Consider the following 18,193-nt stretch of genomic DNA (forward strand, 5'->3'; position numbering starts at 1 on the left):
CGCCCCACACGGCATGGACATTGCTTGATCAAGCACCTGCTTGCGGGGGGCGTTTCTCTGCTTCCGAAGCCTCGCGGACTTCTCCTCACGAACCCAAAAATAGGCATCCATGTTGAAATTGAAGGCTTTCGTCGCTGCTACGTTTTCGTTCGCGCTCGTCGCGGCTCCGGCGGTTACGCCGTCCTATGCCGGCGGCAATCTTGTCGCGGTGCTGGAAGCGGAAATCGCCACGCTCGATCCGCATTTTACGCCGGCCTATATCTCGCGGACCTTCGGGTTCATGGTGTTCGACACCTTGTTCGCAAAGGACACCAAGGGTGAGATCAAGCCACAGATGGTGCAGGACTGGAAGGCTTCGCCTGACGGACTGGTTTACACCTTCACGCTGCGTGACGGCTTGAAATGGCATGACGGCCAGCCGGTCACGGCAGCGGATTGCGTCGCATCGCTGCGCCGCTGGGGACAGCGCAACGCGCTTGGCCGGCGAATCTTCTCCGTCACCGCTTCGCTCGAGCCTACTGACGCCAAGACGTTCGTGCTGACGCTGAAAGAACCTTCGGGCCTCGTGATCGATGCGCTCGGCAATCCCGTCAGCCCTGTTGCCTTCATGATGCCTGAGCGGGTGGCCAGGACGCCGGCCGATCAACGCATCACCGAAATCATCGGTTCCGGGCCGTTCGTCTACAGCAAGGCCGATCACCGCACCGGCGATCGCATGACCTTAAAGAAGTTCGCCGACTATGTGCCGCGTTCCGAACCCGCCGACTTCCTGGCCGGCGGTAAGCGCGTCAATATCGACACGCTGGAAATTCGCGTCATTCCGGATGGATCCACCGCGGCGTCGGCGCTGCAGACCGGCGAAGTCGATTACATGCAGTACGCGCCGTTCGACCTGCTGCCGGTTCTGGAAAAGAACGCCCGCGTCAAGGTCGTCAATTTCACCGGCGGCAACATGTTCGCCGGCGCCTATCGCCTGAACGCCACGCAGAAGCCGTTCGACGATCCGGAGATCCGGCGCGTACTGTGGAAGCTGGTCGATCAGCGCGAGGTGATGGACGGGTTGGGGCTCGATGCCGATTATGCCACACCTTGCGCAACGTTCTTCACCTGCGGCACCACCTATGACAGCAAGGCCGGAACCGAAGCTGCCGCAAATCCGTCCGTCGAAGCGGCGCGCGCGGCGCTCAAGGCGACGAAATATGCCGGCGAGCCTGTCATCGTGATGCAGGCCAGCGACCTCGAGGCGCCGCGGATCTCGGCGCAGGTTCTTGCAGAGAAGCTGAAGCAGGCCGGATTCAATGTCGATCTGCAGGTGATGGATTGGGCCTCGGTGCTTGCCCGTCGTACCAAGAAGGAGGGCTGGAGCGTTTATGGCGTTCACGCCGGCGGTTTCGATCTGGCGTCACCATTGACCAACGTCATGGTGGCGTTCAACTGCGCCGACTTCACGGGCTGGCAGTGCGACCCGCGCATCACGCCGTTGCTGGATGCCTTCGCCAAGGCACCAGCCGAGGAGGATCGCAAGAAGATTGCTGCCGAAATCCAGACCGTGATGTACGATCAGGCGCCGGGCATTCCGTGGGGACAGTTCGCTCAGCCGGCCGCCTATCGCTCCAATCTGCGCGGTCTGATAACGTCCGCCATTCCGATCTTCTGGAACATCGAGAAGTAACGCCATGTATGACGTCATCGTTGTCGGCGGCGGTTCTGCCGGCGCCGCGGTTGCCGCCCGGCTCTCCGAGGATCCCGCCAGGCGTGTGCTGCTGCTGTGGGCCTCGACTGGCGCGCTGATGAGGCGCCCTGGGAGGTCCGGACGCCGAATCCGATTCCAATCATTCACCAGCGCGAATATCAGGAGAAATGGCAGTGGCCTAACCTGCTGACGCGCCGGGTGGCGGGGCAGGAGGCGCGCTTCTATTGGCGCGGCAAGGGCCTCGGCGGCAGTTCGATGATGAACGGCCAGATCGCCATCCGCGGTGTGGCTGACGCGTTCGACGAATGGGCGGCCGGCGGTTGCACCGGCTGGTCGGCAAGAGATGTCATGCCGCTGTTTTCGGTCATCGAGGATGATTTCGAGTTTGGCGACCGCGCAGGACATGGCTGCGGGGGACCGTTGCCGGTCTATCGCGCGCCGCCGGAGAAATGGGGGCCGATCGACCGCGGGCTGCGCGACGCCGCGCTGGCATCGGGATATCCGTGGTGCGCCGATCTCAACGGACCGGATGGCGAGGGCGTCGCCTGCTATCCGATCAACAGCCGCGACAGCCGCCGCATCACCACCAATGAAGCCTATCTGGAGCCGGCGCGCGGCCGCGCCAATCTGGAAATCCGGGGTCACGTGCTGGTCGATCGTCTCCTGATCAAGGACGGTCAGGCCACCGGTGTGCTGGTTCACATCGAAGGGCACGGCAGTTCGGAAATCAGCGCACGTGAGATCGTGCTGTGCGCCGGCGCGATCCACAGTCCGGCGATCTTGCTGCGTTCGGGCATCGGTCCCGCCGATGAGCTGAAGGCGATGGGCATCGCGGTCGAGCGCGACCTGCCGGTCGGCAGGCACTTCTTCGATCATCCGCTGTTTCGCGCGACCATTAAGCTGCGCGACGAATTCCGGCCGACGGACCCTGATACGCGTCATACCAATTGTTGCGTGACGTATTCGTCCGGGCTGGCGGATGGTGGCAAGCGCGACATGATCCTGATTGCTTTCAACCATCGCGGCATCGGCAACCCCGGCGCCATCGGTGCGGGGCTGTTCAACGCCTATTCGCGCGGCAATCTGAAGCTGGCTTCGACCGACCCGTCGATCGATCCGATCGTCGAGGAAAACATGCTGGCCGATGACCGCGACCTGCTGCGCATGGTCGATGCGGTGAAGCGGCTGGCCGTGCTCACCACAAGGCCGGCGCTGGCTGACATCGCCGAGTGGATCCGCCTGATCGATACCGACCTGACACTGCCGCAAGCCGCGGCGCGGCCGAACGGGGAACTCGAAGCGCTGCTCCGCCGCGACACCGGCGACATCCAGCATGCCGCCGGTTCGTGCCGCATGGCCGGCTTCAACGACGCCAATGGCGTGGTCAATCCGGATGGCACCGTCAAGGGCATCGCCGCGCTGCGTGTGGCGGACGCCTCGATCATGCCGTCCGATTGCCGCGCCAACACCCATTTCACCACGGTGGTGATTGGCGAGGCGATTGCCCGCATGATGATGCGGAAGACGAGGGTGTCGAACAGCGCCGCCGCCATGGTGCTTTAAGAATTGGTGCTTTAAGAATTGGCGTTGTAAGAACCGGGAGCCGCTCCTCTTCCAAATGGGAGGCGGCCGCGGCTCGATTGACTGCTACGAAGGAAATGCCATGCCCGCCAGTACCGAAGCGCAGATCACCGAATGGATCGCGTCGCAAAAGCAATCGATGATCGATCTGCTGCGCGACGCCGTGAACATCGATTCCGGTTCTTACGACAAGGCGGGCGTCGATGCGGTGGGCGCGCGGTTCGAGCAGCATTTTGCTGCGCACGGCATCGAGGCGTGGCGCGAGCCGCATGACGTGTTCGGCGATGCCGTCCATGCGCTGGTGACGAAGCCGGGCAGCAACGAGAAGCCGATTTTGCTGATGGGGCATCGCGACACGGTGTTTCCCAAGGGCGAGGTGGCGCGCCGGCCGTTCACCATCGATGGGACCCGGGCCTATGGGCCGGGGGTTGCCGACATGAAGGCCGGTCTGGTGATCAACGCCTTTGTCGCCGCGGCATTCCACAAATTCGGCGGCGCGCCGTGCCCGATCAAGCTGCTGCTCACCGCTGACGAGGAAATCGCCTCGCCGTCGTCGCGCCCGGTGATCGAGCGTGAAGGCCGTGCCGCGCGTGCGGTGTACAATTCCGAGCCCGGCCGGCCGACCGGCAACGTCGTCACCAGCCGCAAGGGCGGCGTGTTCATGCGCTTCGAGATAGCAGGCAAGGCGGCGCATTCCGGCGGCAATTTTGCGGAAGGAATCAGCGCGATTGGCGAGCTCGCGCACAAGATCGTGCAGATCCACGCTTTGACCGATCTTGCAAAAGGCATCACCCTCAATGTCGGATTGGTCGCCGGCGGCCAGTCGGTCAACACCACTGCGCCGTATGCCGAGGGCCAGATCGACATGCGCTACATCGATCCCGCCGATCGCGCCACCACGCTGGCGGCGATCGAGGCCATCATCGCCACGTCGACGGTGCCGGGCACGACGGCGAAGCTGCACATCAACGGCGAATTCCTGCCGGTGGTGCAGAGTGAGACGTCGAAAATCCTGTTTGATGGCTACCGCGCGGCGGCGAAGGATGCAGGCCTGCCTAACCTCGGCGGCGAATTCGCCGGCGGTTGCGCCGATTCCGGCTTCACCGCGAGCGTCGGCACCCCGACGATTTGCGGCGTCGGTCCGGTTGGCGGCAAAGCCCATACCGCACAGGAATATCTCGAGCTCGACAGCATCGTCCCGCGCGCCCAGGCGCTTGCGCTTGCGATCCTTAGGACCGGCATCGATTGATCTGCCGCTTCCTTGGGCCGCGACCGCAATTGCACCGTGAGCGTCCATGAAGACCCAACTCAGTTTCGGACGACGGTAGCGATCTTGAATTTCAACATGCCTGGTTGAGATGTCGAAACGACGGCACGCAGACTCCGTCATCTGCTCATCGGCCGTCCACCGTTCTCCCAAAGTAAAGGTCAAATTATGGATCGGCTTGCTGCCACATTGAGCAGGTCGCGATCTACATTAGTCGTCCTTATACGTGGAATTTTAACTTCCGATTTTACAAACGGATTTCTCCCTCGCTACGGTTCATCATCAACACGGTCGCGCAATCGAACGAGCCGGTTGGGGTGCAGGCTGGTCCACCAAACGCGAACGGAGAGAACCATGTTTGATGACGACAAGGATCACGCGAAGGCCGGTTCGTCCAAGCTTCCGGTAAAGACGAAAGGTCTTTCGAGGCGGGCGCTTCTTAGAGCTGGCGCGGCTGCAGCCGGTGCGGCTGTCGGCTCCGACGCGTTTCGCGGCTTTCCGACGATCTGGGCGCAGGAGATCAAGGACATCGAGCTCCGGCATGTCGGCGTCTCCTACTCGGTGGTCAAGGCGATCGGCGATCAGGCGGCAAAGGACCTCGGTTTCAAGGTCACGATGCAGAACCTGGATACGTCAGCTTCGATCAACCGCTTCATCAGCCAGCCGGACTCGGTGGATATCGCGGACCTCGAGGGATGGCAGGCCAAGCTTGCCGCCAAGCGCGGCGTGATCCAGGGCATCGAAGTCAAGAAGATCAAGGAATTCGACAACATCCTGCCGATCTTCACCAAGGGCGAGATCGACGGCCACAAGATCCCGCGGCAGGGCATTTCCCCTTATGAGGCGATGTATATCGCCAAGCCGAACTCGACCGAATTGAACGACGGCGTGACGGAATGGGCGACCTTCCTGCCGCAGGTCTATAATGCGGACTCGATCGGCTATCGTCCCGATCTCGTCGGCCGTGAAATCACCGAGTGGAAGGACCTGATCGACCCGAAGTTCAAGGGCAAGGCCGCCATCCTCGACGTTCCCGCCATTGGCATCATGGACGCAGCCCTTTGTTTCGAGAGTGCCGGGCTGATCAAGTACGGCAACAAGGGCAACATGACCAAGGAGGAGATCGACTTTACCTGCAACAAGCTGATCGAACTGAAGAAGGCCGGCCAGTTCCGCGCGACCTGGACCACCTTCGACCAGTCGGTGCAGTTGATGGCGGCAGGTGAGGTGGTGATCCAGTCGATGTGGTCGCCGGCGGTCGCCGCCGTCCGCGTCAAGGAAATTCCCTGCGTCTATGCGCCGGTCAACGTCAAGAACGGCAAGGAAGGCTATCGCGGCTGGTGCAACGGCATGGGCCTGATGAAGCACCTGTCGGGCAAGAAGCTTGGCGCCGCTTACGACTATCTCAATTGGTATCTTTCGGGCTGGCAGGGCGGCTTCGTCGGACGCTACGGCTATTACAGCCCGGTGCCATCGACGGCCAAAAAATTCCTCACCGCGGCCGAATGGGACTTCTGGTACGACGGCAAGCCCGCGCCCTCGGTCATCAACGATCCCTACGGCGTGCCGATGGAGAAGGCCGGCACCAAGCGGGACGGCGGTTCATTCCTCGACCGGGTCAAGAACATCTCCTGCTGGAATACGCTGATGGATGAGGCGGCCTACATGAACAAGCGCTGGAACGATTTCAAGGTTGCCTGATGTGAATGATCCTGCCGGCGCAGCCCGAGCGCCGGCAAGGCTCAAATTGCCGTCCCGGAGATCCAGAATGAAGTCCAGTCAGGCCAGGTGATGCGGCAACCAAATTTGAGCGCATGGCTCTACGTGACACCGCTGATGCTGGTGCTGGTCCCGTTTTTCCTGCTGCCGACCCTTGTCGTGCTGGTGGCGAGCTTCTTCGAGACCGACGGTTTTGGTGGGTTGTTGCCGACGTTCACGCTGGCAAACTACGCTGACATACTCACATCGGCGCAGACCTTCCATCTCTATGTCGCGACGCTGAAGTTCGCGGTGCTGACCTGGCTGTTTACGCTGATCATCGGCTTTCTGGTCGCTTACTTCCTGGTCTTTCACGTCAAGAATCAGCTGCTCGCGATCGCCCTGTTTCTGATCTGCACGATCCCATTCTGGACCTCGAACATCATCCGGATGATTTCCTGGATCCCGCTGCTCGGAAAGGAAGGACTCGTCAATTCGGCGTTGCTCGGCGTCGGCCTGATCCAAGAACCACTGGAAGTGCTGCTCTATTCCGGGCTAGCGGTTGTGATTGCCTATGTCCACCAACTGACGATCTTCATGGTGGTGCCGATCTTCAATTCGCTGGCGCGCATCGACAAGCGGGTGGTGGAGGCAGCGCTCGACGCCGGCGCCAGCCGCCTCGACGTGATGCGCTACATCATCATCCCGATGTCGAAGAGTGGCATCGCGCTGGGATCGACTTTCGTGATTTCGATCGTGATGGGCGATTTCTTCGTGGTCAAGGTGATGTCCGGCGGCGGGTCGGCTTCCGTCGTCAGCGCGTTCTACGAGAATGTCGGCGTGCTGCAATATCCGATCGCCGCGGCTAGCGCGGTGCTGCTGACCGTGGTTCTGATTGCCGTCATCGCCCTGATCCTGCGCGTCGTCGATATTCGCCGGGAGATCACGCAATGACGGTCGCTCTGGGCGAGGCTGATATGGCTATGGTCAGAACCCGGCGTGTCCCCGCCGTCGCGCGCGGCGATCGCCGCCCCTGGACGTTTTACGCGCTCGCGGCCGTTTTCACGCTTTATGTGGCCGCACTCTACGGGCCGATGATCTGCATCTACATCCTGTCGTTCCAGGATATCCGCGGCGGGCTGGTGTTTCCGATGAAAGGCCATTCGCTGCACTGGTTCGTTGACCTGTTCACACAGGTGCGCACCGGCGACGTCAAGGGATCGTTCGACCGCTCGATCAAACTGGCGGCGCTGGTGACGGTGATTGCGCTGGTCGTGTCGCTGATGGCCGGATTGGCCTTCCGCCGCCGTTTCTTCGGCGACACCTTCGTGTTCTATTTGATGCAGTCTGGTGGCGCCCGGGCTGGTGCTCGGTCTCGGCATCGGTCTGCTGTTTCAGTGGCTCGGTATCAACGCGAGCTGGTACACCTCGGCGCTGGGTGCGCAGCTGTCGTGGACGCTGCCGTTCGGCGTGCTGGTGATGTTTGCCGTGATGTCCCGCTTCAACAGCGTGTGGGAGGAGGCGGCCCGCGATCTCGGCGCCACCCGCTGGCAGACCATCCGCTTGGTGGTGATTCCGGTGCTGGCGCCGGCCTGGTCGCGGTCGCGTTGTTCGGCTTCACGCTGTCCTATGACGAGTTCGCCCGCACGCTGCAGACCGCGGGTTCACTCAACACCCTGCCGCTCGAAATCTGGAGCATGACGCTCAACGTGACCTCGCCGTCGCTCTATGCGCTCGGCACCGTCACCACGATCGTGTCCTTTGCGATCATCGGCGGCTGTATCGCCGCCATCGTTTTCATCAACAAGCGCCGCGGCGTGCGCGCGGCGACGCACTGAGGGCTTCGGAATGCGCGCGGGCGCCGGCGATATCGAATTGGCAGGTCTCTGCAAGAGCTATGACGGCGCGACCAACGTGGTCGATGGCGTCAACCTCAAGATTCCCGACGGCGCCTATTGCTGCTTTCTCGGGCCGTCCGGTTGTGGCAAGACCACGATCCTGCGCATGATTGCAGGTCACGAGGATCCGACCGCGGGTGAGATCGTGATCGGCGGCGAGAATGTTGCAGGACTAGCGCCGGTCGAACGACGCACCGCGATGATGTTCCAGTCTTACGCGTTGTTTCCGCATCTGAACGTGCGCGACAACATCGCCTTCGCGCTGCGGGTGCGCGGCCAGTCGAAGGCCGAGCGCTACAAGGCCGCCGACCTGATGATGGAAAAAGTGCGGCTGACTGAACTCGCGGACCGGCTACCGGCCAATCTGTCGGGCGGTCAGCAGCAGCGCGTCGCGCTCGCCCGCGCGGCGATCACCGAACCGCGGGTGCTTCTGCTCGACGAGCCGTTGTCGGCGCTGGACGAGCAACTTCGGGTTCAGATGCGCCAGGAACTGCGCCGGATGCAGCGCGAGCTTGGCATCACCTTCATTCACGTCACCCATACCCAGCTCGAGGCGATTGCGCTCGCGGATATCGTCGTGGTGATGGAGAAGGGCAAGATCAAGCAATCCGGGCCGGCGCGCGATGTCTACGCCTATCCGCGGGACCGCTACGTCGCGGAGTTCCTGGGCGGCCAGAACGTGCTGTCCGGCAAGGTCGAGAAGGTCGGGGACGGCCACGTCGCGCTGTCGCAGCCGAACCGCAGCGGAATCCAGGTCGGGCTGTGCACCGATACGCGGCTTTCCGTCGGCGACCGGATCGATCTGGCGGTGCGGCGCGACGATATCGAACTGATGCGGGTCGATGCCGGTGGCCTCGATGATGGCGCCACCGCGCTGCCGAGCCGCGTTGTCGCCATCGAGTACCAGGGATCATTCGTCAAGGTCATGCTCGATACGCTGCCTGACGAGGATTTTGTCGCCTATCCCGGAGCGGACGTTTTTCCGCGATCCCTTCGATGTCGGCGACATGCTGCTTGCCACCTGGTCGGCGGGCCGCGCCCGCGTTCTTGCCTGATGTCAGCCCCAGCCCCGGAGATGCCAGATGAAAATCAGTTTTGCGCTTAACGGCCGGCCCAGGACGGTCGATGTCGAGCCCGCGACACTGGTCTCCGAATTGCTGCGCGAGAACCTGAACCTGACGGGGACCCATGTCGGCTGCGACACCAGTCAGTGCGGCGCCTGCGTCGTGTTGTTCAACGGCGAGGCGGTGAAGAGCTGCACCCTGCTTGCACCGATGCTCGACGGCGGGACGCTGACGACGATCGAGGGATTGTCGGGGCCAAGCGGTTCGAACGCCCTGCATCCGATGCAGCAGGCATTTCATGAAAATCACGGCCTGCAATGCGGCTTCTGCACGCCTGGCATGGTGATGACGGCGGTGGCGTCGACCGCGAAGAACCCTGCGCCGACCGAAGCCGAGGTCCGTCATGGCCTCGAGGGCAATATCTGCCGCTGCACCGGCTATCAGAACATCGTGGCATCGGTGCTGGCCGGTGCCGCCGCCATGAACGCACCTGCGATCGGAGAATAACGATGTCCAACATTATCGGAATTGGCGCCGCGCCCCGTCGCAAGGAAGATTTCCGGTTTCTGACGGGCCGTGGCAATTACGTCGCCGACGTCAAGCGCGCCGACATGACGTTTGGCGTGTTCATTCGCTCCCAGCACGGCCATGCGCTGATCCGTGGCATCGACAAGACGGCGGCACTGGCGATGCCGGGCGTCGAAGCTGTGCTCACCGGCGACGACGTCGCGGCTGACGGGCTCGGTTCGCTGCCCTGCGGCTGGGGCATTCACGGCTCGGACGGCCTGCCGATGAAGGAGCCGGCGTTTCCGATGCTGGCGCAGGGCAAGGTGCGCTTCGTCGGCGACATGGTCGCCTTCGTCATCGCCGATACGCTGGAACTCGCGCGCGCGGCGGCGGAGGCGGTGGTGATCGACTATGACGTGCTGCCGGCGGTAGTCGGCGTGCTCGAAGCGGTTCGCCCTGGCGCGCCGCAACTGTTCGACGACGTACCGAACAATCTGTGCTGTGACTGGGAGCTCGGCGACAAGACGGCTGTCGCGACTGCCTTCCGCAAGGCCGCGCATGTCGCGCGTCTCAGCCTCGTCAACAATCGCCTGATCGGCAACCCGATGGAGCCGCGCGCGGCGATCGCCGAATATAATGGCGGCACCGGCCACTATACTCTGTGGACGACCAGCCAGTTTCCGCACGTGGTGCGGTTCTTGATGAGCGCGCTGGTGCTCAAGATCCCCGAGCAGAAAATGCGCGTGGTGGCGCCTGATGTCGGCGGCGGGTTTGGCGTCAAGCAATTCCACTATGGCGAGGAGGCCGTGATCACCTGGGCGGCCAGACGCGTCGGCCGTCCCGTCAAATGGGTGGCGGACCGTTCGGAAGGTTTTGTCTCCGACCGGCACGGCCGGGATCACGTCACCGAGGCTGAACTCGCGCTCGACGAGAACGGCAAATTCCTGGCGCTGAAGGTGGTCACGCTGGCCAATATGGGCGGTTATCTCTCCACCTTCGGCCCCAACATCCCGACCAACCTTTATGGTCCATTGCTCGGCGGCGTTTACACCACGCCCGCGATCTATTGCAACGTGAAGGTGGTTTTCACCAACACGGTGCCGGTCGACGCCTATCGCGGCGCCGGGCGTCCGGAAGCCACCTTCGTGGTCGAGCGTCTGGTGGATGTCGCGGCCAAGGAAATGGGGATCGATCGCGTTGAACTGCGCCGCCGCAACATCATTCCCAAGGAAGCCTATCCGTACCAGACGCCTGTGCTGGTCGAATATGATTCCGGCGATCCGATGGGCTGCCTTGAAGGGGCGCTCGCGGCGGCGGATGTCGCCGGCTTTGCGGAACGCAAGACGGCATCGGAACGCGACGGCAAATTCCGCGGGCTTGGCTATTCGACCTATGTCGAAGCCTGTGGCCTTGCACCGTCACGCTTTGCCGGCCGGCTCGGCGCCCGCGGCGGTCTTTACGAAAGCGCCACCGTGCGGGTGCATCCGACCGGGCAGGTGACCGTGCTGATCGGCACCCATAATCACGGCCAGGGACACGAGACGACTTTCGCGCAGATCGTATCGGAAAAGCTCGGCGTCGCCTTCGACAATGTCGATATCGTGTTTGGTGACACCGATCGCGTGCAGTTCGGCATGGGCACCTATGGTTCGCGTTCCCTGGTGGTCGGCGGTGCCGCGCTTTCGAAGGCCAGCGACAAGGTGGTCGTCAAAGGCAAGAAGATTGCCGCGCACCTGCTCGAAGCCAGTGAGCAGGATATCCAGTTCGAGGCCGGCGTCTTCTCGGTTGCCGGTACCGACCGCAGCAAGACGTTCCAGGAAATCGCGGGCGCCGCCTACGTACCGCACGACTACCCACTGGAGATCCTGGAGCCCGGGCTGGAGGAGCAGGCCTATTACGATCCCGTCAATTTCACCTATCCCGGCGGTTGCCACATCGCCGAGGTCGAAATCGATCCCGAGACGGGAATCGTGACGCTGGAGAAATATACGGCGGTCGACGACGTCGGCACCGTGATCAACCCGATGATCGTCGAAGGCCAGTTGCATGGCGGCATCGTGCAGGGCGTCGGCCAGGCGTTGTATGAAAACGCTGTCTATGACGACGTCTCTGGGCAGCTGCTGTCCGGATCGTTCATGGACTACACCATGCCGCGCGCCGATCATCTGCCGAACATGGCGATCAAGACTCACTCAACGCTTTGCACGCACACCCCGATGGGCGTGAAGGGCTGCGGAGAGGTCGGCACCATCGGGTCGCCCGCGGCCGTCATCAACTCCGTCGTCGATGCCTTGTCGCATCTTGGCGTGATGCACGTCGATATGCCGGCGACGCCGAACCGGATCTGGCGCGTCATTCAGAATGCCGCGATGCCGCAGGCCGCAGAGTAGGAGAAGTCGAGATGAGATCATTTGCACTTCACAGGCCGAGCACGCTCTACGAGACGTCGGCGCTACTTGGCGGTGTCGCCGACAGCATGCCGCTGGCCGGCGGTATGACGCTGCTGCCGACCATCAAGCAGCGGCTGGCGGCGCCGGCAGCATTGATCGACCTGTCGAAGATCCCGCAGATGTCGGGGATTTCGTTCAAGGACGATGTCCTGACCATCGGCGCGATGACCAGGCATGTCGATGTCGCGGAATCAGAACTGGTGCGCAGCAAGATCCCGCTTCTGGCGAGCCTTGCCGCCGGTATCGGCGATCCCGCGGTTCGCAACCGCGGCACGATCGGCGGTTCGGTTGCCAACAACGATCCTTCGGCCGACTATCCAGCCGCCGTGCTCGCGCTGGATGCGATTGTGGTGACCGATCGCCGCGAGATCGCCGCTGACGCGTTCTTTCGCGGGCTGTTTGAAACGGCGCTCGAACCGGGCGAGATCATTATTGCGCTGCGCTTCCCGGTGCCGTCGGCCGGCGGCTATGCCAAGTTCAAATCCCCGGCGTCGCGCTATGCGGTCGTCGGCGTCTGCGCGGTGAAGAAGGCCGGAAAGGTCCGGGTCGCCGTGACCGGGGCGGGGCCTGGCGTGTTTCGCGTCGGAGCGATGGAAGCCGCGCTCGAAGGCTCGTTCACGCCGGCTGCAATCGCGGCCATCAGGGTGAGTCCGGAAAACCTCAGCTCCGATATCCACGCGGATGCGGAATACCGCGCCCATCTCGTGACTGTGATGGCAAAGAAGGCCATAGCGGCCGCTCTCCAGACGTTGTGAGGTTGCCGTGAAAGCAGGTAAGGCCCGCGCCGACGGCGCCATTGAAGCCAATGCGTTGGCCAGGCTGTCAGCCGTTGAATTGCTGGAGGGCTATCGCACCAGGCGGTTCACGCCGCGCGACGTCATCGAGGATGTGATTGCCGCACTGGAGCTGACCAATGCATCCTGCAACGTGGTCGTGACCGAGACCTATGATCAGGCGCGCAAGGCGGCTGACGTGGCGACGGCCGCCTGGTCCGCCGGGCAGCCGGCAGGCAAACTGACCGGCGTGCCGGTCAGTATCAAGGACCTCGTCTATGTCGCCGGCGTGCGCGCGCTCGGGGGCGCGCCCGCCAACAGGGATCTGGTGCCGACCGTCGATGGCGCGGTCGTTGCGGCGTTGAAAGCGGCAGGTGCAATCGTGACCTGCAAGACCACGACATGCGAATCCGGTTACAAGCTGACGGCCGACAGCCCGGTGTCCGGTATTACGCGCAACCCCTGGAACACGAAACGGACCAGCGGTGGATCGAGCGGCGGGGCCGCGGCCTCGGTCGCTGCCGGATGCGGGCCGCTCGCGATCGGTACCGACGGAGTTGGATCGATACGCGTGCCATCCTCCTTCTGCGGCGTGGTCGGCATCAAGCCGACCTTCGGGCTGGTTCCGAGGTCGCCGGGCTTCTCGCCACCGTCATGGGCGTCGCTCGCTCATACCGGACCGATTGCGCGTACGGTCGCCGACGCGGCCCTGCTTCTCGAAGTGATCGCGGCCCACGATCTGCGCGATGCCGCCAGCCTGCCGGTGCCGGAGCGCAGCTTTGATGCGGCGCCGGTCAAGCTCGACGGGATCAGGATCGGAAGCAGTGTCGACTTCGGCTATGCGGCGGTGGCGCCCGAAATTCGCAAGGCATTCCAGTCGGCGGTTGAGACGCTCGGTTCACTTGGCGCCAGCATCGTTCCGGATTGCGTTCATTTCGAACCTGATATGCTCGAACGTATCCTGAAGCCGATCGCTTACACCGAGCAGGCCGCAGCCGTCGCGGCCCGTGACGCCAGCGCGCTCGCAGGGTCGGATGGCGACTACCGTGACGTCGTGGCAAAGGGCGCGGCCTATAGCGGCGTCCAATATGTCGAGGCCAGCTATCGCCGCAACAGCCTGCGCGGTTCGTTCCTGGAAATGTTTGGCAAGGTCGATGCGATCGTCACGCCGACGGTGGCCGTGACGGCATTTCCGGCCGGTGCGCTTGGGGTCGATGAAGTCGACGGCGTTGCCGTCGACCGTCACCTAGGTTGGTCGCCGTTCTCTTGGCCGATAAATCTGACCGGGCTGCCGGCCGCCACGATTCCTTGCGGTTTCGACAGCGACGGGCTTCCGATTGGACTTCAGATTATCGCGCCTTGGCTCGATGAGGGGCTCATCTTCCGCATCGCCGCCGCCTTCGAGCGGGCGCGGCCCTGGACCGAGTTTCGGCCCCAGATGAGCTGATCGGCCCGCGCTGCTGTCGTTTTCGGATAGCGGAAGCTCCTTGCCCAGCAGGAGTTCGTCTTCGAGATTGAGATAGTGCGCGAGATAGTCGTGCAGGGCGCTCGCGGCCTTTGATGTCGCGGTCGGGGATTTATACAGCAGGAGATCGACTTTAGGCAGAGGCGGCAGCCCTTCCTTTTCGCCGATCTCGCGCATGTTGCGCACCAGGGCGGAGCGGCCGAGGACGGTGACCGCCATGCCGGCGAATGCGGCGGCCTGCAAACCGCCGACGCTGGGACTGACGCAGGCAATGCGCCATCGGAGTCTTGATGCTTCCAGGCGCTCGATCGCATGGTCGCGAAAGATATTGCCCGGCGGCAGCAGCGCCAGGGGAATCGGCTTTTCGTTATGTGCCGTGGATTGCTCCCCGGTCATCCAGATCAATTGCTCCTGCCGCACCACCTGTCCGCCGGTGAAATCGTTCATGCGGGTTACCACCGCGATATCGACTTCGCCGCGCTTCACGCATCCGACAAGGGGTGTTGAAAGTGAGCAGTTCAGCTCCAGCTGAACGCGCGGAAAGGCTTTGCGGAAAATCCTCAGGATCGAGGGGAGCATGAAGGCGGCATAGAGGTCCGGGGTACCGAGCACCACGTGACCTTCGATGTCCGGAGAAGCGAGTTGCGACAACATTTCGTCGTGAAATCCGACGATCGATCGCGCGTAACTCAGGACTGTCTCGCCTTCCGCCGTCAGAAACAGCCGTCGGCCCTCATGGATGAAGATCGCCTTTCCGGTGAGCTCCTCCAGCCGCTGTAGCTGAAGCGTGATCGCGGGTTGCGTCCGACCAAGCCGCCGCGCGGTCTCCGTGATGCTGCCGGTTTCGACGACCGACATCAGCGAACGCAGCATGCGGATGTCCAGATTGATCAGGTTCATGGCGTTGCTCGCTGTGCAGGCAGGGCCGTTCTATGCAATTTTCGTGCTTGGGTGGGAGATTGGGAAGCCTGGTAAAGAGAAAGGTGTGTTTACGACTGGCGTAGAGCGCAGCGTCCCGTTCTCGAAAGATGTGCGGCGCCAGCGGTTACAGATTAAGCAGTAAGCCAAAAAAGATAGCAGTTGGTGCGAGCAGGGGGACCGTGGGCTTCTTGTCGTCGCGGCCTGACGAACGAAAGCTATTTCTTTCTGGCGGTATCTGTCAAAGCCGTTTGCTGCGGCGCGCGGCTTAGTTCATTGCCCGCAGCGATGGCCTTGCGCAACAGCCGCATGAGTGTTGCGGCCTCGGCATTCGACAGGCCAGCCAATATGATCCGCTGCGCGGCCTCGACGGCCGGCTCTATCCCGTCGAGGGTCCGATGTCCTTCATCGGTGATCTGCAACGCGTGGGCGCGCCTGTCGGTGCGGCTGGCCTGCCGAACCAGCAAGCCTTTCTGCACCAGCCGATCCACAACGCCGGTGATGGTCGTCCGGTCATAGGCGATTAACCCGGCAAGCGTCGCCTGATCGATTCCGGGCTGCGTCCCGATGGTGGTGAGCGCCGCGTATTGAACGGGGGTGAGATCATAGCCGGCTTCCTCAACCGCGGCATGGAAGACCGCCACCGCAATCTGCTGGAACCGGCGCGCCAGGTGCCCCGGCTTGTCGTCGTTCTCAGTCACCAAAACCCTCCAGCTGCTCGCTTGACAAGTATACTGATAATAAGCATACTGATTAAATTCGGCAACGGCTTTTTGGAGCCCCAGCAAGCTGACGGCTCGGAAGTCGCGTCAGGCGCGGGGAGGGTTTCGTGCAATTTCATCTGAACGGATTCGAACCCGGCGACCCCGAGATCAGAGACCCTGCACAACGGGTTGTTGCGTCAGGATCTGCCGGCGCCATTCCGGCGGAGGTCGACATCCTCATCGTCGGCTGCGGTCCGGCCGGGCTGACACTGGCGGCTCAACTGTCCGCCTTTCCCGATATCAAGACCTGCATCGTTGAACAGAAGCCGGATCCTTTGCTCCGCGGCCAGGCTGATGGCGTTGCCTGCCGCACGATGGAGATGTTCGAAGCCTATGGCTTCAGCGAGCGTGTGCTGAAGGAAGCCTGCTGGATCAACGAGACGACCTTTTGGAAGCCCGACCCCGCGCAGCCCGACAACATCGTCCGCAGCGGACGAGTGCAGGACACCGAAGACGGGCTGTCGGAGTTTCCGCACGTGGTCCTGAACCAGGCGCGGGTGCATGATTTTTACCTCGAAATCATGCGCAAATCACCCTCGCGGCTCGAGCCGTATTATGCGCGGCGCCTGCGCGATCTTCAAATCGACCCTGCGGCGACCTCCGGCGACGACGCCGGTCCCCATCAGGTGACCGCGAGATTCGAACGGCTCGATTCCGCGCACGAAGGACAGATCGAGACCATCAAGGCGCGCTATGTGGTGGGCTGCGACGGCGCGCGCAGCACGGTGCGCACGAGCATCGGCCGAACGCTGCGCGGCGACTCCGCCAATCATGCCTGGGGCGTCATGGACGTGCTGGCCGTCACCGACTTTCCGGATGTCCGCTTCAAGTCATTGATACAGTCCGCCAACCACGGCAGCATCATCATCATCCCGCGGGAAGGCGGCTATCTTTTCAGGCTGTATATCGAACTGGACAAGCTCGATGCCGGGGAGCGGGTTTCCAGTCGCAACATCACGGCAGACGATCTGATTGCGGCGGCGCGGCGCATTTTCAAACCCTATTCGCTCGACGTGAGAGAGGTTCCGTGGTGGTCGGTCTATGAGATCGGCCAGCGCCTGTGCGACAAGTTCGATGACGTGCCGGAAGCGGAGGTTGCGAAACGTCTGCCGCGTGTGTTCATTGCCGGCGACGCCTGCCACACCCACAGCCCGAAAGCGGGCCAGGGCATGAACGTATCGATGCAGGACGGCTTCAATCTCGGATGGAAGCTGGCCTCGGTGTTGCGGCAGCGCTGTGCACCCAGTCTCCTGCACAGCTATTCGGCCGAACGCCAGGCTATCGCCAAGGAACTGATCGACTTCGACCGCGAATGGGCCGCCTTGCTCGCGTCGAGTAAGGGGTTCGATCCGGCCGAGACGCAGCGCTATTTCGTGAGGCACGGGCGCTACACCGCGGGAACCGCGGCCCGTTACCGGCCCTCGATCCTGACCGGCGAGCCAACCCATCAGCATCTGGCTGAGGGGCTGACGATCGGTATGCGCTTTCATTCCGCGCCGGTCGTCCGGCTGGCCGACGCCAAGCCGGTTCACCTCGGCCACGCGGTCAAGGCGGACGGCCGCTGGCGCATTTTTGCCTTTGCCGGCGCGGAGGATCCCGCGGCGTCCAACTCCGGCATCCGGGCCCTGTGCGACTTCCTCGGCGAGGCGGAGGCCTCTCCTGTGCGGAAATACACCCCTGATAACGAGGACATCGACTCGGTGATCGATGTTCGCGCGGTTTTCCAGCAACATCATCACGCGCTTACCATCGAAGCGATGCCGTCCTTCCTGCTGCCGGGGAAGGGACGTTATGGGCTTCGCGACTACGAGAAAATGTTCTGCGCCGACCTGACAGGCGGCAACGATATCTTCACGATGCGTGGCATCGATCGAGAACGGGGATGCATGGTGCTTGTACGGCCCGACCAGTACGTGGCGCACGTTCTGCCGCTCGATGGCTATGGGCTGCTGACGACATTCTTCGACGGCTTCATGACCCAACCGGACTGAACGCAGCCAGCGCCCGAATTGAAGTTTTGAGGACGTCTTCGTCGTGCGTCTCGAGCTGCGTCTAGCAGCGGCTGTTGAGCACGCTGCATTTCTTATCTCGTCCTGAAATTGGTGCTTGCTCACC

The 18,193-nt window shown here is 62.7% G+C and carries 10 protein-coding genes and 4 pseudogenes; 12 read left to right on the top strand and 2 right to left on the bottom strand.

All coding sequences use genetic code 11. The features are described from left to right. Window positions 1-109: 109 nt before the first annotated feature. From JQ575_RS06715 to JQ575_RS06765, 11 genes and pseudogenes are all read left to right on the top strand, one after another. A complete protein-coding gene (locus tag JQ575_RS06715; RefSeq protein ID WP_212032452.1) occupies window positions 110-1,672 on the top strand; it encodes an ABC transporter substrate-binding protein in 1,563 nt (520 codons plus the stop codon). A gap of 4 nt (window positions 1,673-1,676) precedes the next feature. Then, window positions 1,677-3,256: pseudogene (locus tag JQ575_RS06720) on the top strand (GMC family oxidoreductase). Between the two features lie 100 nt (window positions 3,257-3,356). Further along, window positions 3,357-4,523 (top strand): M20 family metallopeptidase, encoded by a 1,167-nt coding sequence (locus tag JQ575_RS06725; protein ID WP_249166477.1) that lies wholly within the window; start codon window positions 3,357-3,359, stop codon window positions 4,521-4,523. A gap of 372 nt (window positions 4,524-4,895) precedes the next feature. Beyond that, window positions 4,896-6,242 (top strand): PotD/PotF family extracellular solute-binding protein, encoded by a 1,347-nt coding sequence (locus JQ575_RS06730; RefSeq protein ID WP_212032453.1) that lies wholly within the window; start codon window positions 4,896-4,898, stop codon window positions 6,240-6,242. Window positions 6,243-6,332: 90 nt separating this feature from the next. Continuing rightward, window positions 6,333-7,193 (top strand): ABC transporter permease, encoded by an 861-nt coding sequence (locus JQ575_RS06735; protein ID WP_212032454.1) that lies wholly within the window; start codon window positions 6,333-6,335, stop codon window positions 7,191-7,193. 29 nt (window positions 7,194-7,222) lie between these two features. After that, window positions 7,223-8,077: pseudogene (locus JQ575_RS06740) on the top strand (ABC transporter permease). A 10-nt stretch (window positions 8,078-8,087) separates the two neighbouring features. After that, window positions 8,088-9,192 (top strand): annotated as a pseudogene (locus tag JQ575_RS06745) (ABC transporter ATP-binding protein). A gap of 27 nt (window positions 9,193-9,219) precedes the next feature. Further along, complete coding sequence (locus JQ575_RS06750; RefSeq protein WP_212032455.1) at window positions 9,220-9,708, top strand: (2Fe-2S)-binding protein; 489 nt, start codon at window positions 9,220-9,222, stop codon at window positions 9,706-9,708. A 2-nt stretch (window positions 9,709-9,710) separates the two neighbouring features. After that, window positions 9,711-12,098, top strand: coding sequence for a xanthine dehydrogenase family protein molybdopterin-binding subunit (locus JQ575_RS06755; protein ID WP_212032456.1), 2,388 nt, complete (start codon window positions 9,711-9,713; stop codon window positions 12,096-12,098). An 11-nt stretch (window positions 12,099-12,109) separates the two neighbouring features. Then, window positions 12,110-12,913, top strand: coding sequence for a xanthine dehydrogenase family protein subunit M (locus JQ575_RS06760; protein ID WP_212032457.1), 804 nt, complete (start codon window positions 12,110-12,112; stop codon window positions 12,911-12,913). Between the two features lie 7 nt (window positions 12,914-12,920). Further along, entirely contained in the window at window positions 12,921-14,378 is a 1,458-nt protein-coding gene (locus tag JQ575_RS06765; RefSeq protein WP_312015892.1) for an amidase family protein, read from the top strand. Between the two features lie 87 nt (window positions 14,379-14,465). Here the strand turns inward: JQ575_RS06765 and JQ575_RS06770 are convergent. Both JQ575_RS06770 and JQ575_RS06775 read right to left on the bottom strand, forming a co-directional pair. After that, window positions 14,466-15,296 (bottom strand): annotated as a pseudogene (locus JQ575_RS06770) (LysR substrate-binding domain-containing protein); the annotation flags it as partial. Between the two features lie 236 nt (window positions 15,297-15,532). After that, window positions 15,533-16,015, bottom strand: a complete 483-nt coding sequence (locus JQ575_RS06775) for a MarR family winged helix-turn-helix transcriptional regulator (RefSeq protein ID WP_212032458.1) — start codon at window positions 16,013-16,015, stop codon at window positions 15,533-15,535. Between the two features lie 128 nt (window positions 16,016-16,143). On the opposite strand from JQ575_RS06775, the gene JQ575_RS06780 reads away from it, so the two are divergent. Then, window positions 16,144-18,069, top strand: coding sequence for an FAD-binding monooxygenase (locus tag JQ575_RS06780; RefSeq protein WP_212032459.1), 1,926 nt, complete (start codon window positions 16,144-16,146; stop codon window positions 18,067-18,069). Window positions 18,070-18,193: the final 124 nt, after the last annotated feature.

This window comes from Bradyrhizobium sp. JYMT SZCCT0428, from assembly GCF_018131075.1.
In the GTDB taxonomy this organism is placed as follows: domain Bacteria; phylum Pseudomonadota; class Alphaproteobacteria; order Rhizobiales; family Xanthobacteraceae; genus Bradyrhizobium.

Excerpts from the sequence above, each read along its gene's own strand:
- JQ575_RS06715 (WP_212032452.1), top strand. The coding sequence starts at position 110 with ATGTTGAAATTGAAGGCTTTCGTCGCTGCTACGTTTTCGTTCGCGCTC.
- JQ575_RS06725 (WP_249166477.1), top strand. The coding sequence starts at position 3,357 with ATGCCCGCCAGTACCGAAGCGCAGATCACCGAATGGATCGCGTCGCAA.
- JQ575_RS06750 (WP_212032455.1), top strand. The coding sequence starts at position 9,220 with ATGAAAATCAGTTTTGCGCTTAACGGCCGGCCCAGGACGGTCGATGTC.
- JQ575_RS06755 (WP_212032456.1), top strand. The coding sequence starts at position 9,711 with ATGTCCAACATTATCGGAATTGGCGCCGCGCCCCGTCGCAAGGAAGAT.
- JQ575_RS06730 (WP_212032453.1), top strand. The coding sequence starts at position 4,896 with ATGTTTGATGACGACAAGGATCACGCGAAGGCCGGTTCGTCCAAGCTT.
- JQ575_RS06760 (WP_212032457.1), top strand. The coding sequence starts at position 12,110 with ATGAGATCATTTGCACTTCACAGGCCGAGCACGCTCTACGAGACGTCG.
- JQ575_RS06735 (WP_212032454.1), top strand. The coding sequence starts at position 6,333 with ATGCGGCAACCAAATTTGAGCGCATGGCTCTACGTGACACCGCTGATG.